Annotated in this window: 16 protein-coding genes and 1 tRNA gene; 10 read left to right on the top strand and 7 right to left on the bottom strand. The window is 33.3% G+C overall.

Going from position 1 to position 16,257, the window contains the following annotated elements; all coding sequences use genetic code 11:
* Window positions 1-36 precede the first annotated feature (36 nt).
* The 10 genes from AC0J6S_RS08170 to AC0J6S_RS08125 all read left to right on the top strand — a co-directional run bounded on the left by AC0J6S_RS08170 (window position 37) and on the right by AC0J6S_RS08125 (window position 12,351).
* Window positions 37-879 carry a hypothetical protein gene (locus AC0J6S_RS08170; RefSeq protein ID WP_474956238.1) on the top strand — a complete coding sequence of 281 codons (843 nt, stop codon included), beginning with the start codon at window positions 37-39 and terminating at the stop codon, window positions 877-879.
* Between the two features lie 107 nt (window positions 880-986).
* A complete protein-coding gene (locus AC0J6S_RS08165) occupies window positions 987-1,328 on the top strand; it encodes a hypothetical protein (RefSeq protein ID WP_474956237.1) in 342 nt (113 codons plus the stop codon).
* A gap of 1 nt (window position 1,329) precedes the next feature.
* Window positions 1,330-2,277: an alpha/beta hydrolase gene (locus AC0J6S_RS08160; RefSeq protein ID WP_474956236.1), complete on the top strand. Its 948-nt coding sequence runs from the start codon at window positions 1,330-1,332 to the stop codon at window positions 2,275-2,277.
* 51 nt (window positions 2,278-2,328) lie between these two features.
* Window positions 2,329-4,191: a M61 family metallopeptidase gene (locus tag AC0J6S_RS08155; RefSeq protein WP_474956235.1), complete on the top strand. Its 1,863-nt coding sequence runs from the start codon at window positions 2,329-2,331 to the stop codon at window positions 4,189-4,191.
* 199 nt (window positions 4,192-4,390) lie between these two features.
* Window positions 4,391-5,101: a DUF4369 domain-containing protein gene (locus AC0J6S_RS08150; RefSeq protein WP_474956234.1), complete on the top strand. Its 711-nt coding sequence runs from the start codon at window positions 4,391-4,393 to the stop codon at window positions 5,099-5,101.
* A gap of 946 nt (window positions 5,102-6,047) precedes the next feature.
* On the top strand, window positions 6,048-6,629 hold the full coding sequence (locus tag AC0J6S_RS08145) for a Crp/Fnr family transcriptional regulator (protein ID WP_474956341.1): 582 nt from the start codon (window positions 6,048-6,050) through the stop codon (window positions 6,627-6,629).
* Window positions 6,630-6,723: 94 nt separating this feature from the next.
* The gene (locus tag AC0J6S_RS08140) at window positions 6,724-8,484 is read left to right on the top strand and encodes a hypothetical protein (RefSeq protein ID WP_474956233.1); all 1,761 of its coding nucleotides are present in this window, start codon (window positions 6,724-6,726) and stop codon (window positions 8,482-8,484) included.
* A gap of 28 nt (window positions 8,485-8,512) precedes the next feature.
* Window positions 8,513-9,106 carry a hypothetical protein gene (locus AC0J6S_RS08135; RefSeq protein ID WP_474956232.1) on the top strand — a complete coding sequence of 198 codons (594 nt, stop codon included), beginning with the start codon at window positions 8,513-8,515 and terminating at the stop codon, window positions 9,104-9,106.
* Between the two features lies 1 nt (window position 9,107).
* The gene (locus tag AC0J6S_RS08130) at window positions 9,108-10,547 is read left to right on the top strand and encodes a T9SS type A sorting domain-containing protein (RefSeq protein WP_474956231.1); all 1,440 of its coding nucleotides are present in this window, start codon (window positions 9,108-9,110) and stop codon (window positions 10,545-10,547) included.
* On the top strand, window positions 10,522-12,351 hold the full coding sequence (locus AC0J6S_RS08125; protein WP_474956230.1) for an autotransporter outer membrane beta-barrel domain-containing protein: 1,830 nt from the start codon (window positions 10,522-10,524) through the stop codon (window positions 12,349-12,351). Before AC0J6S_RS08130 ends, AC0J6S_RS08125 begins: the two co-directional genes overlap by 26 nt.
* 162 nt (window positions 12,352-12,513) lie before the next feature.
* On the opposite strand, the gene AC0J6S_RS08120 is transcribed toward AC0J6S_RS08125, so the two are convergent.
* The 7 genes from AC0J6S_RS08120 to idi form a co-directional block, all read right to left on the bottom strand.
* Complete coding sequence (locus AC0J6S_RS08120) at window positions 12,514-12,978, bottom strand: hypothetical protein (RefSeq protein ID WP_474956229.1); 465 nt, start codon at window positions 12,976-12,978, stop codon at window positions 12,514-12,516.
* A gap of 130 nt (window positions 12,979-13,108) precedes the next feature.
* Window positions 13,109-13,182, bottom strand: a tRNA-Thr gene (locus tag AC0J6S_RS08115).
* Window positions 13,183-13,260: 78 nt separating this feature from the next.
* On the bottom strand, window positions 13,261-13,527 hold the full coding sequence (locus AC0J6S_RS08110) for a hypothetical protein (RefSeq protein WP_474956228.1): 267 nt from the start codon (window positions 13,525-13,527) through the stop codon (window positions 13,261-13,263).
* A gap of 68 nt (window positions 13,528-13,595) precedes the next feature.
* Window positions 13,596-14,558, bottom strand: a complete 963-nt coding sequence (locus tag AC0J6S_RS08105) for a type I phosphomannose isomerase catalytic subunit (RefSeq protein WP_474956227.1) — start codon at window positions 14,556-14,558, stop codon at window positions 13,596-13,598.
* A 151-nt stretch (window positions 14,559-14,709) separates the two neighbouring features.
* Entirely contained in the window at window positions 14,710-15,168 is a 459-nt protein-coding gene (locus tag AC0J6S_RS08100) for a peroxiredoxin (RefSeq protein ID WP_474956226.1), read from the bottom strand.
* Window positions 15,165-15,575: a 6-pyruvoyl trahydropterin synthase family protein gene (locus AC0J6S_RS08095; RefSeq protein ID WP_474956225.1), complete on the bottom strand. Its 411-nt coding sequence runs from the start codon at window positions 15,573-15,575 to the stop codon at window positions 15,165-15,167. Before AC0J6S_RS08095 ends, AC0J6S_RS08100 begins: the two co-directional genes overlap by 4 nt.
* Window positions 15,576-15,587: 12 nt before the next feature.
* Window positions 15,588-16,136: an isopentenyl-diphosphate Delta-isomerase gene (idi, locus tag AC0J6S_RS08090; protein ID WP_474956224.1), complete on the bottom strand. Its 549-nt coding sequence runs from the start codon at window positions 16,134-16,136 to the stop codon at window positions 15,588-15,590.
* Window positions 16,137-16,257 lie beyond the last annotated feature (121 nt).

Here is a 16,257-nt window from a genome sequence, read left to right as displayed (position 1 = left end):
TTGCAAAGCCACTTATTTTACTTGAAATAAAAATATATGTTGAAAAAAAGACAAAATATAGAAAATAGTAAACGTGTTTTGACACCATCTGTTACGCATGCAATACGTAACTTGATGTTTTTATCGTATCTTTTTTTATCGTTTACTGCGCATGCCCAACTACCTGATAATGCACTACACGGACACTACAAAGCACAAACCGACTCTACTATGTATTCTTTTTTTGAGTTTGATGGCAATGGCAAAGCTAGCATTATGGGTATGGGAAATGGAGATTATTTTACAAAAGGAGATTCCCTAATTATATTTCCTGACAAAAGTATTTTTAAGTTTAAAATCACAGAAAACTCATTAATTGGCACATCTGATTGGGTTACTAATGGTGTTTGGATTAAGAACGATTCGATAGTAGAGAGTCAAAGAAAAGACGAAGTAGTAGCAAAAAAGACAGCTTCATTACTTCACGATTATTACATCCTTACCAAAAATGGAAACCCACTAGAAGCACTTCTAGACAGTGCCGAAGGGGAATATACTAAAAAAATTGCATCCCTTTGTGAACAAGGATTGAGTAGAGCTTGCATGGATTATTTTGGACTACAATTAAGCCAAGATAATACTCTTATGGGAGCAATTCTCAAAGGTGAAAAAATGAATACAAATGCCGTCACACCAAACCATGAACTGATAAAATTAGGTGAAAAAATAATTGCACTAGGAGAATATGAAGGTCATACACTATTAGGATATTATTACTTTATTACGGGCAACAAGAGTAAAGCTAAAGATGAATGGGAAAAAGGATCCGAAAAAGGAAGCATGAAAGCAACGCTGTCATTAATGCAAATAAGTGATGAGCATGAAGAACAAGAAGATTAATAAAAAATATAATCAAATCATTCAAAAAAAGAGGTCTTTTACAAAGTTTGCAATAATCCCAATTAATGAAGAATGAATTTTAAAACAGTACTTTTAAATAAAATATCATGGTACAGATAACCATTAACAAAAGTAGTTTTGTATTCGAAATAATGGGTTGGCACAAACTGTGGAGCCTTAAAAGCAAACTAACCATTCCTAGAGAAAATATAGTAAAAGCCTATCAGGATGAATCTGAGATTACATTCTGGAAAGGTCTAAGAATGCCAGGAACAGAAATTCCAGGTTTGATTACGGCGGGGACTTTTTATAAAAACGGACGAAATTTTTGGGATGTATCCAATAAAAAAAATGCCATTGTAATCACCCTACGAGACCACTATTATAAAAAACTCATTATTGAAGTTGAAAATCCGGAATTGACAATGCAAGAACTAAATGCAAAATAAAATGAAAAAATCTCTCCTCCTAGTACTATTGTTGTTTTCTATAATCGGTTTTTCTCAACAAGAAAAAGCCACTACTTCTTTTAATGAAGAAGAAATCGCTATAAATCCATTGATAACTGGTTCGCTGTATTCCCCAATAAAACAAAATAAAAAGACAAATCTTGTGCTACTTATTGCAGGTTCAGGTCCAACGGATAGAAATGGAAATCAAAAAGGATTAACCAATAATTCCTTAAAATATTTACCTGAAGAATTAGTAAAAAATGATATTGCCGTTTTTAGTTATGATAAAAGAATCATTTCACAAATGAAAACACGAACCGTGAATGAGGCCACGCTAACTTTTGATGATTTCATTACTGATGCGACATCTGTTTTGTTATTTTTTAAAAATCAAAATAAGTATAACAAAATTATAATTGCCGGACACAGCGAAGGTTCATTAATAGGAATGATAGCCGCAAATGGCAATGCAGATGCTTTCATTTCATTGGCAGGAGCCGGAAGAACAATTGATGCCGTTTTAGTTGAACAAATCTCAAAACAGGCGCCGTTTTTAAAAGAAGAAACACAAAAGAATCTTGATATCCTTAAGAGCGGAAAAACTTTCGAATTAAAAAATTCGATGTTAGCTTCCCTTTTTAGAGAAAGCATTCAGCCTTACATGATTTCATGGATAAAATACAATCCGCAAATTGAAATTGCAAAATTACAAATGCCAATCGTAATAATAAACGGAACCAAGGATATACAAGTTTCAGTACAGGAAGCGGAGCTGCTAAAAAAAGCTAAGCCAGAGGCTGAACTCATTTTGATCGAAAATATGAATCATATCTTTAAAGAAATCAAAGGTGATGACGCTGAGAACATGAAATCCTATACTAATCCGGATTTACCAATAGTTCCAAAATTGACAAGCACAATAACTGCCTTTGTAAAATCATTGTAAACTGTAACATTTTTATAATTGGGAAGACTAACAGATAAAAAATAACAACAAATGAAAAGAATAATTTTTGCATTAGCATTTGCTTCAGTTCTTTGGAGCTGTAAAACTGGGACCTCAGCTGTCACCGCTGTAGCAAAAGAACAAGTGGAAGTTGCCATTAATTTAAATGACATTAAAGAGGACAGAGTGATGGTTACCATTACCTCGCCAAAGATCAACACCGAAGAAGTTACATATAGCGTGCCTAAAATTGTACCTGGAACGTATTCTATTGATGATTACGGGAAATACATCGATGATTTCAAAGCATTTGACAGCAAAGGAAACGTACTTTCTACCACAAAAACCGATGATAACACTTGGAATATTAAGAATGCAAAATCATTAGTAAAAATTACATATTGGGTAAACGACACTTTCGATACTGAAAAAGGGGGTGGTTTTGGTCAAAACGATATTTTTTCTCCAGCGGGAACCAATATTGATGCGGGTAAAAACTTCATGCTAAACATGCATGGTTTTGTAGGTTATTTTCAAGACAAAAAAGATTTCGCCTACACCGTAAACGTCTCACATCCTGAAACACTTTGGGGTGCAACATCAATGACTGATTTGGATGCAAGTACAACCAACGATGTTTTTAAAACGCAGCGCTATGCTGAATTAATCGAAAATCCAGTTATGTACGCTAAACCGGACTATACTACTTTTACTGTAGATGGTATGGAAATCCTGATTGGCGTCTATTCTCCAACTGGGAAAGTAACTGCCGAAAGCATTACTCCGGAGATGAAAACAATGATGATTGCTCAAAAAACGTTTTTAGGAAAAATCAATGCTACTAAAAAATACACTGTATTATTATATTTATCAAGCATGACACCTACTGATGCAAAAGGGTTTGGAGCATTGGAACATCCTACAGCTACGACAGTGGTTTTACCGGAAATGATGCCTAAATCAGAATTGGTTAAATCAATGAAAGATGTGGTTTCACATGAATTTTTTCATATCGTAACTCCTTTAACAATTCATTCTAAAGAGATTCATTATTTTGATTACAATACACCTAAAATGTCGGAACATTTATGGATGTATGAAGGGGTGACGGAATATTTTGCCAATCTTTTTCAAATAAACCAAGGGTTAATCACCGAGGAGGAGTTTTACACTAGAATGTCCGAAAAGATTGAAAACTCAAAAAAATTGAATGACACGATGCCCTTCACCACAATGAGCGCAAATGTATTGACAGAACCATACAAAGCACAATACTTGAATGTGTATGAAAAAGGAGCCCTTATTGGAATGTGTCTCGACATCATCATCAGAGAGAAAAGTAATGGTGAAAGAGGAATTCTTGATTTGATGCAAAAATTATCTAAGGAATATGGCGCTTCAAAACCATTTAATGATAATGAGCTTTTCGCTAAAATCACTTCATTTACCTATCCTGAAGTAGGCGCTTTTTTGACTATTTATGTATCTGGCGCGACTCCAATCCCGTATGAAACATATTTAGCTAAAGTAGGAGTTACAAAATCAACAGAAAAAGTACCTGGAAATGTATTCCTGAAAGGACAATCTCCATACATCACTGTGAATCAAGCTACCAAAGAAATTTTAGTTATTCCTAATATGGAGTTGAATGTTTTTTATACCAATTTGGAATTAAAAGGTGAAGATATTCTAGTTGCAATCAATGATAAACCATATTCATTAGACAATATCTATGAAATGATCACTGAAAGTCAGAGCTGGAAAGAGAACGATGCTATTACCGTAAAAATAAAACGTGATGGTAAAGAACAAATAATCAAAGGAAAAGTTCAACTTCCTTACGAAGAAAAAGAAGGGCTAAGAGCAACAGATGCAACAAAAAAAGCGTTGAAAGAAGCTTGGTTTAAAGCCTAAATTTAAAAATAATTTTAAGAAATCCCAATTTAGAAATAGATTGGGATTTTTTTTCGTAAAATTTGAATGCGTTAGCAAAATCATTCCAACAATTTTCTTTATTTTGCGCCAAAATAAAAACACCAATTAAATCGCAATCGTTCCAATAAGAGTAGAACAATAATGGCGATTCCCTATTCTAAACAAATTTTAACTTCACATGAAAAAATCAATTATTGCATTCGCTACAATTATCCTGATAGCCTCTTGTAACAAGAATGAACCTAAAGGCAATGTTCACATTACCGGAAATATTAAAGGATTAAAAAAAGGAACTCTTTACATTCAAAGAGTTGTTGACACAAGTTTGGTAGCCATCGACACCATAAATATTGATGGAAGCGCTGTTTTCGAAAGCAATCTTGACCTCCAATCTCCAGAAATGCTTTATTTGTTTTTAGACAGAGGTGTGAGTAATTCTTTAGACAATAATATTCCATTCTTTGCTGAACCGGGCAACATCAAAATTGAAACTAGCTTAGACCGTTATTTGTCTGATGCCAAAATCACAGGATCAAAAAATCAGGAGATATATGAAGAATATAAAAAAATCAATTCCCGTTTCACAGATGAAAATCTTTCGCTGATTGAGAAAAAATTCAATGCCATTAAAAGCAAAAACACAAAAGCGGTGGATAGTCTGACTGCAAAACAGGATTCTAATATCAAAAGAAAGTATTTATTCGCTACAAATTTCGCCTTAAACAACAGAGATTACGAAGTATCGCCTTTTATTGCGCTATCTGAGATTTACGATATCAATGTAAAATATTTAGATACCATTCAGAAATCAATGTCTCCAAAAGTAGCAAAATCACTTTATGGAAAAAAGTTAACGGAATATATTGCAAAAATTAAAGCCCAGAAATAATAAATTTAATTCCAGTTTAAATATAAAACCCGTCTTGTTTATTGAAACAAGACGGGTTTTTAAAATATCATAGAAATCTGGTGTAACATATTCATATAATATTTGCTATTAATAGTCTATCAAGGCTTTTATCTTCAATTAAGTTTAGAAATATTAAAGCTATTTTTGTTACAAAAAGCAAGAAACCAATGACTTAAAAAACTTTATCCTATTTCAATAAATTAAACTACTAAACATTTCATACAAAACTCAACAATTACCTACAAAGTAAATTTGCTCCTTAATCACCTATGAATTAGACAAATTAAAGAACTATAACCCAAACTAATTTATGCGTATTTTGCTTTAGTTGTTTTTAATCATTCTTACAAAAACACTTTGTTTACTGTAAATTATTTGAAAAATTGTTTTACAACAAGTGAAAATGATAATTAGAGCTTTCAACAACTGCGTATTTATATTCATTTCTCGCTTCTTAAAATGTAATATGTACTTCTCTATTCTCGAAATTTATAAAAAATTAAGTCAATATTTAAAAAATTGATTTTCATCAGAGTTTGTAATTTAAGAGATTTTTATAATTGTTTAAAAGGTTGAAAGAAAAATTTTTTTCAGTATCTACTAAATTAATCACCTTTGAGTTTTACCCCATTAAAAGCAAAAAAGAAGAGAAACTTTTAAAAAAAACTTTTATATTAAAAAATTTATAGTAATGCCGGGAAAAAGAATAGACTAATGACAATATCTATTTTTTATATCCTATTTCAATAAAAATCAAACATCCTAATTATCACACAAATAATAGTAATGATATATTTTTTGGTCCAACGCTAATATTAAGAAACCATTAATAAGCTTTATTTTAACGCTTTATGTATTTCAATTTTATTATATTTAAGAAAACTAAATAATTAATATTGCCTTTTTAAAAAATAATTTTGTGGGTATGGGAGAATTCGATCAATTATTGCAATATATGTGTCAAATGGTTGATTTTTCAGAAGAAGAATACAAACAGTTTATGGCCTTTTTAATTGTACATAAATTAAAAAAAAACGCTATTTTATTAAACGAAGGTGACACTTGTCAAAGCCTTTATTTTATAAATAAAGGACTTGCAAGAGCGGTAAATTTTCAACCAGATAGTTCTGAATTCACTCAATTTTTTTCTGCAGAAAATACTTTTATTACCGAACCTATTTCCTTTATTTCTAAAGTGCCTTCAGCTTATAGCATTCAATGTATTGAAAATTGTGTTGTTATCGAAATTTCTAGGAAAACAATTGAATTTGCCTATGAAAACATACGAGAAGGAAATAAATTTGGAAGACTTGTTGCTGAACATTATTTTATGGTGTTTATGAATCACACTATCGAAAGACAAACTTTAAGTCTTTTTCAGCAATATAACACTATCAATGCAAATTTTCCTAACATTCAACAAAGGGTTTCTCAACGTATGATAGCTTCCTATTTAGGCATTTCTCCAATACATCTTAGTCGTCTTAAATCTAAAAAGAGGATTTAATAATGAAAAACGTTAACAAATGTTAACGTTTTTTTATAACTCATGGTTTAGTTTTGAAAAATTTATTTTTTTAAAAACTATTAACCAGAAAATCATGAAAAAAACAAATTACTTTAAAAATTTATGTCTCTTGGCAGCATTAGTGATTACTTCATTAGGAGTAAATGCTCAATTAAAAATTGGTACGGACGTAGAAATCGCTAAAAACCTTACCGTTAAAGGAGATTTGATTTTTGGAAATGGCGGTACAAAAACACAATCTAGAAACGATGCAGGACTACGAGGAGATGCGGGAGCAAAGAGTGGTTTTTTTGAAACCGATGCACCGCTTAACTACCCCGCGGGTGCAGGTAGTTGGTGGCATCTTCTAGATACACGTCATAGTAATATAGGAAATAATTATGCAATGCAAATAGCAGGAAGCTTTTTTGACCAAGAACTCTATTTCAGAAAAACTAATAATTCAGCTACCACAGGTTGGAATAAATTTATTTATCAAAACAGCACAGGAAAAGTAGGTATAGGAATAACCACACCTGCTGCGAAGCTAGATATAGTTGGAGCAGGAGGTAATTCTATTGACCTGAAAGTAAATGGTCGTATAAAAACGGGGGATGCTAGTGGATCTGGTGGTGTTTGGCTAAATACAGCTGAAAATTCTTTCGTAGGAGATTTTGGGCAATATATGGGGTTATGGACAAATTCTGCCACAGTTGGAGGAGTTTTAGGCCTTGCTATTGAAAAAGCAACTGCCAATGTTTTTATTCATAAAAACTTGACTGTTTCAGGAATACTCACAACAGCAGGATTAAATTTGACTGGCAATGTGGGAATAGGAACCACTACGCCTAAAGCAAAATTAGACGTAGTAGGTCAAAGTATATTTTCTAGAGATGCGGTGGCAGAATGCTGTTCAGGAGGAAATTATACAGTAGCAATTGCAGAAAACACAAATGCAACAGGGCAAACAGCATCAATCTCTTTTCATAATGCTGGACAAAATGAAGGAATAATAGAACTATCTAAAACATCACCGTTTAGAGCAATAAAATTTAGAGACACTCAAGGAGTCAATTTAGGAATTGATGTTACAGGAAGTGCAAAAATAGATGGGGATTTGCAAGTAGCTAAAAATGCAAATATTAGTCAAAACCTCACTGTTGGTGGAGATATAATTTTTGGAAATAACGGCACAAAAACACAAAGTAGAGATAATGCAGGACAGCAAGGAGCTACTGCAAAAAGCGGTTTTTTTGAAACCGCTGCCCCAGTTAATTATCCAACAGGAGCAAGTAGCTGGTGGCATCTTATAGATACACGTCATAGTAATATAGGAAATAATTATGCAATGCAAATTACAGGAAGCTTTTTTGACCAAGAACTTTATTTTCGAAAAACGGCAAATTCTGCAACCACAAGCTGGAATAAATTTATTTATCAAAACAGTTCAGGACGTGTAGATATTGGAGCTCCTACTACTGCAGGCAACGGTTTTAAATTACATGTAAACGGTGGCATTGGTGCAGAAGGAGATTTAGGAATTACTGGTAATGTATGGGCAACTGAAATACACGGAGGTGGTTTTTGGACAATGGCCGGGACTAAATTTGCTGATTATGTTTTCGAAAAATCATACAAAATAAAATCGCTTGCAGAAGTAGAACAGTACATAAATGCAAATCGCCACTTGCCAAATGTACCTTCTGCAAAAGAAATTGAAAAAACAGGTATGAACATAGCCGACATGACAACAAAAGCATTTGAGAAAATCGAAGAACTTACTTTATATATGATTGAGATGAACAAAGAAATACAACAACTAAAACTAGAAAACGCTCAATTAAAAAAACAATAATCATTTATAAATAAAAAAATAAGAAATTATGAAAAATATTCTAAATAGAATTTTAATAATGATAATGCTTGTTTCTGCTGGGGTTTATGCACAACCACATGCGATACCGGCAATAACATTAACAACTAGCGTTGTCGACTTACCTAGCGGCAGCTGGATGGGTAGTGTAGCTGGGGATACAAACATTGGTTCGTTAGCCGCGACAGTAGGTCAAATAAATATGGCTGCACCTAATGGGGTTTATATTGCAAAAGTTGCAGGTTATAGCAATGGTAATCTTGCTGTAGATGGTACCGTTCTTGCTCAAAGAGTAAAAATCGCGGCTGTTGGAGGTGCAAATTGGAGCTGGGCAGATTATGTTTTTGCCGACAATTATAAGCTAAAACCACTTGCCCAAGTTGCATTGTTTATACAAGAAAACAAACATTTAGAAGGTATGCCAACAACGGCAGAAGTAAATCGTGACGGAATAGACATGGCTCCAATAACCGCCAAGATGCTCGAAAAAATTGAGGAACTCACTTTATATGTAATTGAACTTAACAAAAAAAATGAGGAGCAAAAACAAGAAATAGAATTATTTAAATCTAAAATTGAAACTATTTTAATAAAAATACATTAAAATGAAAAAGATATATTTAATATTATTCGTTTTGCTATGTTTCAATACAAAGGTTATCGCTGGACCAGTACCTGCAATTAACCTTTCAATACCTGGAGCGCGCTCTGAACTTCCTGCAGGAGTTAATCTTGATCCAAGCTCTCAGTTTGTCATGCTAAATGGACAATATTTGAGATCTCCGAATGGGAGATATTTTCTTCTTGTAAATTGTGCATTTACTCCTGCAATAAAACCAGCTTTGGTTCTTTGGGATAACGTTCTAAAAAAAATATTGGTAAAAACAGATTTAATATTCCCCTTGGGATATGAGTGGGCTGGCAGTACTCGTTACTTTACAGGAGTTTTAGTATTTGATTTTAGAACTGATGGTGTCCATAATATTCCAGGCGAACAAATTTTTCCACATTTAAACTACAGATTAATAACTCAAACAAATTATTGGCACCTATATCCAGGGGAAACTCCTTTCTGGAATTTTTTATGTGGTGGGTTTGGAGATTTATCTAAAAGCTGTATGAAATTGAACCCTAGTAAAACTATTGCTAATTCTACCACATCTAATGGAACAATAAATAATTACGTTAACGCATCAAATTTTGATTATATACTGGATAAGACAATATTACAACAGGACACCCCAAAATTATTAAGAATTAGGGATGATGGTAATCTTGTTATTGTAAATGCTGCTGAACAAATATTATGGCAAACGGGAACAGCAATCCAGCAAATCGAAGCTTTAAAGAATGTGCAATATTCAGATATCGTTGCTTCATTTAATGGAGGTACAGCATTATATAATGGCATAGGCACTACAGGATTTAACAACACTAAAATTATACAAAATGACAATCTAACTGTTTTTTCAAAAAAAGCGATTTTTCTTACAAATACAAATGGTGGCGTTAGCGATTTTATTGTTAATAAGGACGCTGTAATTACTATGCAATTAATTCCTGAAATTGTGGGTAGCACCTTAAAAATAAATTCGTCAAAAACTCAAAAAGCACCAACAGAAGCAGCTACAACTCCTACAAAAGCTCTTCCTCCAGAAGTAGATGATTTGTCTTGGTTTAAACCCCGCTCTTTTGATGCTTATTTTGATTATTATGTTAATCAAGAGAAGAATTTTATAGAATACCTTCTAAAAGCCTCTTCTGCTGTATATTTTGAAAAAAACAAAGGGATAGAATCAAGCAATATAACCGAACAGGGCAAAGTAGTAGTATATCCTAATCCTACAAAAGGATCATTAAATATTGAGTTTAGTAGGAACGAAGAGAAACTAGATGTTTTGTATGTTTTTGATTCAAACGGCAAAATGATAAAGCAATTTTCTAGCGATAGTAATCTTGATTTAAGTGACCTTGCAAATGGTATCTATTATTGCAATATCATATCGAATAAGCAAACTTATGTATCAAAAATTATTAAAAATTAATAATCTTAAAATAATTACAATGAAAAAATATATTATTGCGTTATTATTTTTCTTCTTTTTCCAATTTAATTTTGCCCAAGGAGATCAAGTACTTTGGAATGATTTAACAACTCAAATTGCAACAAATATAAGCAGTACAGGAGGAGGTTCTGGCCACCCCATAATACAACCTAAAGGTATTTTTTCAGATATTGGAAACGCCTTCATAAGCGGAGCTAATGCTATTGGAAACACCTTTGGTCAGGCTTATACTGGTGTAACAAATTTTTTTTCTAGTTTTACTGGAAGCTCATCTAGTTTATCTGGTAGTGGCATTAGTATAAATAGTAGTGGCGAGGGCTATACTGTTAATTCCTTATCCACAGCCAATAGAGCATCAATAAATAATTATTTAACAGGTAACTTGGGTGCTACGCTTACCAATTCACAAAGTATTTCTAAAGCCTACAATACTTTTAATGCCACTTCCTATATAACTCCAACTATTGGTACTGCAATTAATGGTTTAGTTAATTCCGCTATTAATACTACAAGTCCCAATTCTGATGGTAGTACTTATTATGAAATTGCATCTAGTTTAATTCTTTCAGGTGGGTTTGGTGGTTTATCAACTACTAAAGATATAATTGGTGAAAACGGGAAAGTTTTCACTGTAAATACAAGTGTAATAGATTTATCTTGGAATAATGGGATTAAGCAACTTGCACCATCTTTAGACAAATCATTTAGAACAGCCTTTGAGGCAAGTTCACCACAAGCATTCAAAAGCAATCGTTATAATACAGATGTTAATGCAGACCCAAATATAGTTAGTCTACTAACCACTTTTATAAATGCTAAACCTGCTAATGCAGGATCCCTTATGAATTATAGAAATGCGGTTGTTAGTACAGGAGTGGCTATTCCTGTTACAAAAAATCCAGATGCAAATAGTTCAAGTTTTGTATCTCTCATAGCATCACGCCAATTATTTAATGCAACTAATTCGGTTTCTCTAAACATGAGTAAAATAGGGCCTAGTGAAAAAGGACTTACTGTTAGTTATCAGTACCAGTACAATGATATAAAACCAGAGCAGGTTAGTGTATACACAAATCTTGGAGTTACAAAAGCCACAGCAACTTTTAACATTACTGACAATACATCAAAATTAGAATTTAATAATGGAGCTTGGAAAAGCGCATTAAATTTTGGTCAGGATAGTTTTACTAATTATACTTTAAGTACTAATGTAGCAGATGGTTCACGTCCAGACAATAGTACTAACTATGCACTTAATATACAAGTAAATCGTGATGGTAGTTTAGAGAGCTTTATTTATAAACCAATAATTAATTTGACTTATGGTCCAGGAGCTGGCAATAGTATAAATTCGGGAGTAAAAGTAATAAGCGGATATAATCCTGATGGTAGCATTAAGCCTCCTACGATTACAGGATCTGTTGGCTCAAATATTGCTAATACAGGTTGGTCAAATCTTACTGCAACTTTTGGAGCAAAAGGAGAACTAATACATGCTGCCAACTATAATGGCTATACCTATTCAATTTTAAATCAAAAAGTTGGAGTTGAATTTAATGGAGGTGTTAGTGGTAACCATCCATTTGCTGGAGTTAAGTCAACATTATCTATTGACGGCATAGCAAGTCTAAAGGATACTAATGGTAATCCTTCAGATAATTTAAATGTACAAATTGGAGGAACTTATTCAGGTGAAAATGGCTTTGGAGGCGGAATAAATTTTACTTTATCTCCAAACCCAGCTTATAATAACACGCCTGTACCTTACACTCCTGGTATGTAACTCTTGTTTAGGTAAACCTCAACATATAGATTGTAAACTTGCATAAACCAACGATAAACACCACATCTGTAGTAAAGTTGTGGTGTTTTGCATTTATAAATAGGTGTAGATTCAAATTCTGTATAAAACTGAAATAAACGCGTTTTAGAATCCATAAACAGATTAAACAGTACTGGAAGCAATTCCTGCAACAATCATTCCTACAAACATTAAAAGGTAAAGAGAGAAAACAACCACAGTCATGATTCCAATGTATTTGTAATGTGATTTTAGATATTCTAAGGAAGTTGTCAAGGTATCGGAATCGTTGTTTTTGAAGGCCGCTTTAGCATTTGACGCAAATTTATTCAAGTAATACACCGGAAAGAAATAAAGCAATGCAATTAGAAAGTACACCACTGCCATCACAATCCCAAAAGAAGACCCCATCGCGCCCATGGCAGGATTCATTTTGCCCATAGCGGAGAATAATGTCCCGGCGAATAATGCCGCAAAAATAATAAAACCTATTCCTATGAAACCCAGGATGGATAAAAAATAGGCCCACTTTGCGGTTTCTTTCAAAAAGTCTTTCGCTGACTCACTTAGTTTCATCTCGAAACTTTCAATAACTGAATGCTCTTCCATAACGTATTTGGTTTTAGGTTAGATTCCAAATTTAACCAAAAAATTAGCACATTACATAAAAATACAATTAAATTGTTATTTTGTCTAAAACAAAAAACCACTTAACAAAAGTTAAGTGGTTTTATTAAAGAGCCGGCGGAGGGACTCGAACCCACGACCTGCTGATTACAAATCAGCTGCTCTAGCCAACTGAGCTACGCTGGCGACTCATTACGGGTGCAAATATAAGTCTGAATTTCTATTTTCCAAAACAAATTCAAACTTTTTTTGCGTTTTTTTTGACTACAATTCGTTGATTTTAGCAATCAATTGATTAGCAGTTTGTTCCAATTCAACATTGATTTGTTTGAAGTGAGCTTTTTTATCTTCTACATTTTTAACGTTCACTTTAGTGATCAAAGTGTCAAAAGCAGCAATAGCTTCGTCAATTAAAGCGTTAGTTTCTGTTGTTGGTTTTCCTGTAGTAGAAATTTCGAACAAGTAAACTGCTTCAATAATATCTCCTAAAACGTAGTTGATGTCTTTTTTTAAATTCTTAATGTTTGCCATTTTTATTTTTTTAAAATTTGAATTTTAATTTGCGTCTGCAAAAGTACACATAATCTTTCTATAACCGACTATGAAATGTAAATTTCTAAAATTGAAGCTTTTCCACTGAGAATGAATGCCTTCATCGCAGCAGGAATCAAAACAGTGTCACCTTTTATATAGTGCGTTTTTGAGTTGTTGTATTCTATTTCAAAGGATCCCTCAACACACATATAAACCGTAAAGCTTTCTCTTGATTTAGAAACTGAAATTGCTCCGTCCAAAGGAATATAGTTAGTGGTAAAATAAGGACAATCTACCACAGTATTGGATTGATTGCTTTTATTGGTATATGATTTTTTAGTTTCTACCTTATTGTAATTAATTGCCTCCAAAGCCAAATCAACATGCAACTCTCTGGTATTCCCATTAGCATCTACACGGTCAAAATCATACAATCGATACGTAATATCTGAAGTCTGTTGAATCTCAGCCACCACAAGCCCCGCACCAATAGCGTGAACAGTTCCGGTTTCTAAAAAGAAAACATCTCCTGATTGTACTTGTACATCATCTAGAATAGAAAGTAAGGTTTTATTTTTTAGGTTTTCTAAATACGCATCAGCATTTGAATTTTCTTTAAAACCTACAATAATACGTGCATTATCATCTGCTTGCATGATGTACCACATTTCGGTTTTACCAAAAGAATTATGGCGTTTTTTTGCCAATTCATCATTTGGATGAACTTGTATGGACAAATCCTCTCGTGCATCTAAATATTTAAAAAGTAATGGAAATTGCTTTTCAAAACGAGCATGAACAGCAGTTCCCAAAATTTCATCAGGGAACGAATTGATTAATTCAGTCAATGATTTTCCCTTCCATTCTCCGTTTGCAACAATACTTACGTCACCTTCTACGGTAGAAAGCTCCCAGCTTTCTCCTGTGATAGTAGAAGTAATTGGTTTATGAAGTAGCGTTTTTAGTTTTTCGCCACCCCATATTCTCTCTTTTAAAATGGGCTCAAATTGTAAAGGATAAAGTTTCATTCAGATGATTTTTTTGAAGTCGTAAGGTATAAAAAATCCATATTGTTTAAGACAAAATAAATCTCCATTTATAGAAACCGGGAAATAACGAAAAGACAAAGCATAAATTGACATCCGTCAGAATCGGTTTCCGGTAGCTTTCTGCAATAAATCACACTAATTTTTTAATGGCTTCTAGCGCTTTGGGAATATGTTTTGTTGCCAGCATACTGTCAAAAATCATTTGGACCACTCCATTTTTATCTGTTACATAGGTCACTCTTCCCGGAAGCAATCCGAACATTCCGGTGGGAACACCAAAAAGCTTTCTTATTTTTTTATCTGAATCCGACAAAAGAATAAAAGGAAGCTTGAATTGCTTAACAAATTTTTGATGTGAGCCAACACTATCACTGCTAATTCCTATCACTTCCGCACCAAGATCCTTAAAATCCTCGTACTGATCTCTAAAACTGCAGGCTTGTGCGGTGCAACCCGGCGTATTGTCTTTTGGATAAAAATAAATAACAAGTGGTTTGTGGCCTACTACATTTGCACTGTCAAAATCAATTCCATTAGTATCTTTAGCTCTGAAATTGGGAATTGTATCCCCTACTTTTAGTTCCTTCATTCTCCTTTATAGGTTACAAAATTGCGAGGCGTTTCATAAAGCACCACTTCTAATTCAAATTCCGACTTGATTTTTTTTCTGATTTTATTCCAAATAACCACCACAATGTTTTCGGCCGTTGGATTCAAATCCTGAAATTCAGGAACATCCAGATTCAGGTTTTTGTGATCAAACTGATTCTCAACCTCGTCTTTGATAATATCACTTAAAAATTTTACATCCATTACATATCCTGTTTCAGGGTCTATTGCGCCGGTAACACTAACAATCAATTCGTAATTATGCCCATGGAAATTAGGATTATTGCACTTCCCAAAAACAGCATCATTTTGCTCGAAAGTCCAATCTTTCCTATATAATCTGTGAGCCGCATTAAAATGGGCTTTCCGTGAAATGGTAACTTTCATAAATTTTATGAATTATAAGTTATTTGGGGACAAAGGACTTTTGTGTTCTTCCAGAAAATGATAAAATTCTTCAAAAATAATTTTGAACCAAACCGTGTATAATGTCGGCTGAAGGACCATATCCATTTTCACGTCTTCAATTTTCATCCATTTCCAATCCTCGACTTCCTCCGGATTGATAACCGGCTCCTCATTATAATAGCCAATCATCACATGATCGAGTTCATGTTCCGTCAAACCGTTATCAAAAGGAGCTTTGTAAATAAAATGGAAAAGTTCTCTAAGTTCTGTATTAAAACCCATTTCTTCAAATAATCTTCGGCTTCCAGCCTGAACATTTGTCTCTCCCTCACGCTGATGACTACAACACGTATTGGTCCACAACAAAGGGGAATGGTATTTTTGATGTGCCCGTTGTTGCAACATGATTTCGTTTTTGCTGTTTAAGACAAAAACCGAAAAAGCACGATGAAGGACGGCTTTTTCATGTGCTTCAAGCTTAGGCATCAATCCTATTTGCTCATCCTTCTCATTAACTAATATTACGTTTTCTTCTAACATATCGATGTATTTCAGGTCAAAAATACAAAAAAGATAATTAGGGACGGGGGCTTTAACGTTCTGTTTCGTTTTGTTGAAGCGGAAAAAAATTCACAACCAAATTTTAAAAAATTAAATAAAA

It is taken from the genome of Flavobacterium sp. TS_SC_5 (assembly GCF_056156265.1).
Note: the sequence above shows the minus strand (reverse complement) of the source record. Positions and strands in the feature narration are given on the sequence as shown.

Coding starts and splice junctions, on each gene's coding strand:
- AC0J6S_RS08170 (WP_474956238.1), top strand. CDS start 37: ATGTTGAAAAAAAGACAAAATATAGAAAATAGTAAACGTGTTTTGACA.
- AC0J6S_RS08165 (WP_474956237.1), top strand. CDS start 987: ATGGTACAGATAACCATTAACAAAAGTAGTTTTGTATTCGAAATAATG.
- AC0J6S_RS08160 (WP_474956236.1), top strand. CDS start 1,330: ATGAAAAAATCTCTCCTCCTAGTACTATTGTTGTTTTCTATAATCGGT.
- AC0J6S_RS08155 (WP_474956235.1), top strand. CDS start 2,329: ATGAAAAGAATAATTTTTGCATTAGCATTTGCTTCAGTTCTTTGGAGC.
- AC0J6S_RS08150 (WP_474956234.1), top strand. CDS start 4,391: ATGAAAAAATCAATTATTGCATTCGCTACAATTATCCTGATAGCCTCT.
- AC0J6S_RS08145 (WP_474956341.1), top strand. CDS start 6,048: ATGGGAGAATTCGATCAATTATTGCAATATATGTGTCAAATGGTTGAT.
- AC0J6S_RS08140 (WP_474956233.1), top strand. CDS start 6,724: ATGAAAAAAACAAATTACTTTAAAAATTTATGTCTCTTGGCAGCATTA.
- AC0J6S_RS08135 (WP_474956232.1), top strand. CDS start 8,513: ATGAAAAATATTCTAAATAGAATTTTAATAATGATAATGCTTGTTTCT.
- AC0J6S_RS08130 (WP_474956231.1), top strand. CDS start 9,108: ATGAAAAAGATATATTTAATATTATTCGTTTTGCTATGTTTCAATACA.
- AC0J6S_RS08125 (WP_474956230.1), top strand. CDS start 10,522: ATGTATCAAAAATTATTAAAAATTAATAATCTTAAAATAATTACAATG.
- AC0J6S_RS08120 (WP_474956229.1), bottom strand. CDS start 12,978: ATGGAAGAGCATTCAGTTATTGAAAGTTTCGAGATGAAACTAAGTGAG.
- AC0J6S_RS08110 (WP_474956228.1), bottom strand. CDS start 13,527: ATGGCAAACATTAAGAATTTAAAAAAAGACATCAACTACGTTTTAGGA.
- AC0J6S_RS08105 (WP_474956227.1), bottom strand. CDS start 14,558: ATGAAACTTTATCCTTTACAATTTGAGCCCATTTTAAAAGAGAGAATA.
- AC0J6S_RS08100 (WP_474956226.1), bottom strand. CDS start 15,168: ATGAAGGAACTAAAAGTAGGGGATACAATTCCCAATTTCAGAGCTAAA.
- AC0J6S_RS08095 (WP_474956225.1), bottom strand. CDS start 15,575: ATGAAAGTTACCATTTCACGGAAAGCCCATTTTAATGCGGCTCACAGA.
- idi (WP_474956224.1), bottom strand. CDS start 16,136: ATGTTAGAAGAAAACGTAATATTAGTTAATGAGAAGGATGAGCAAATA.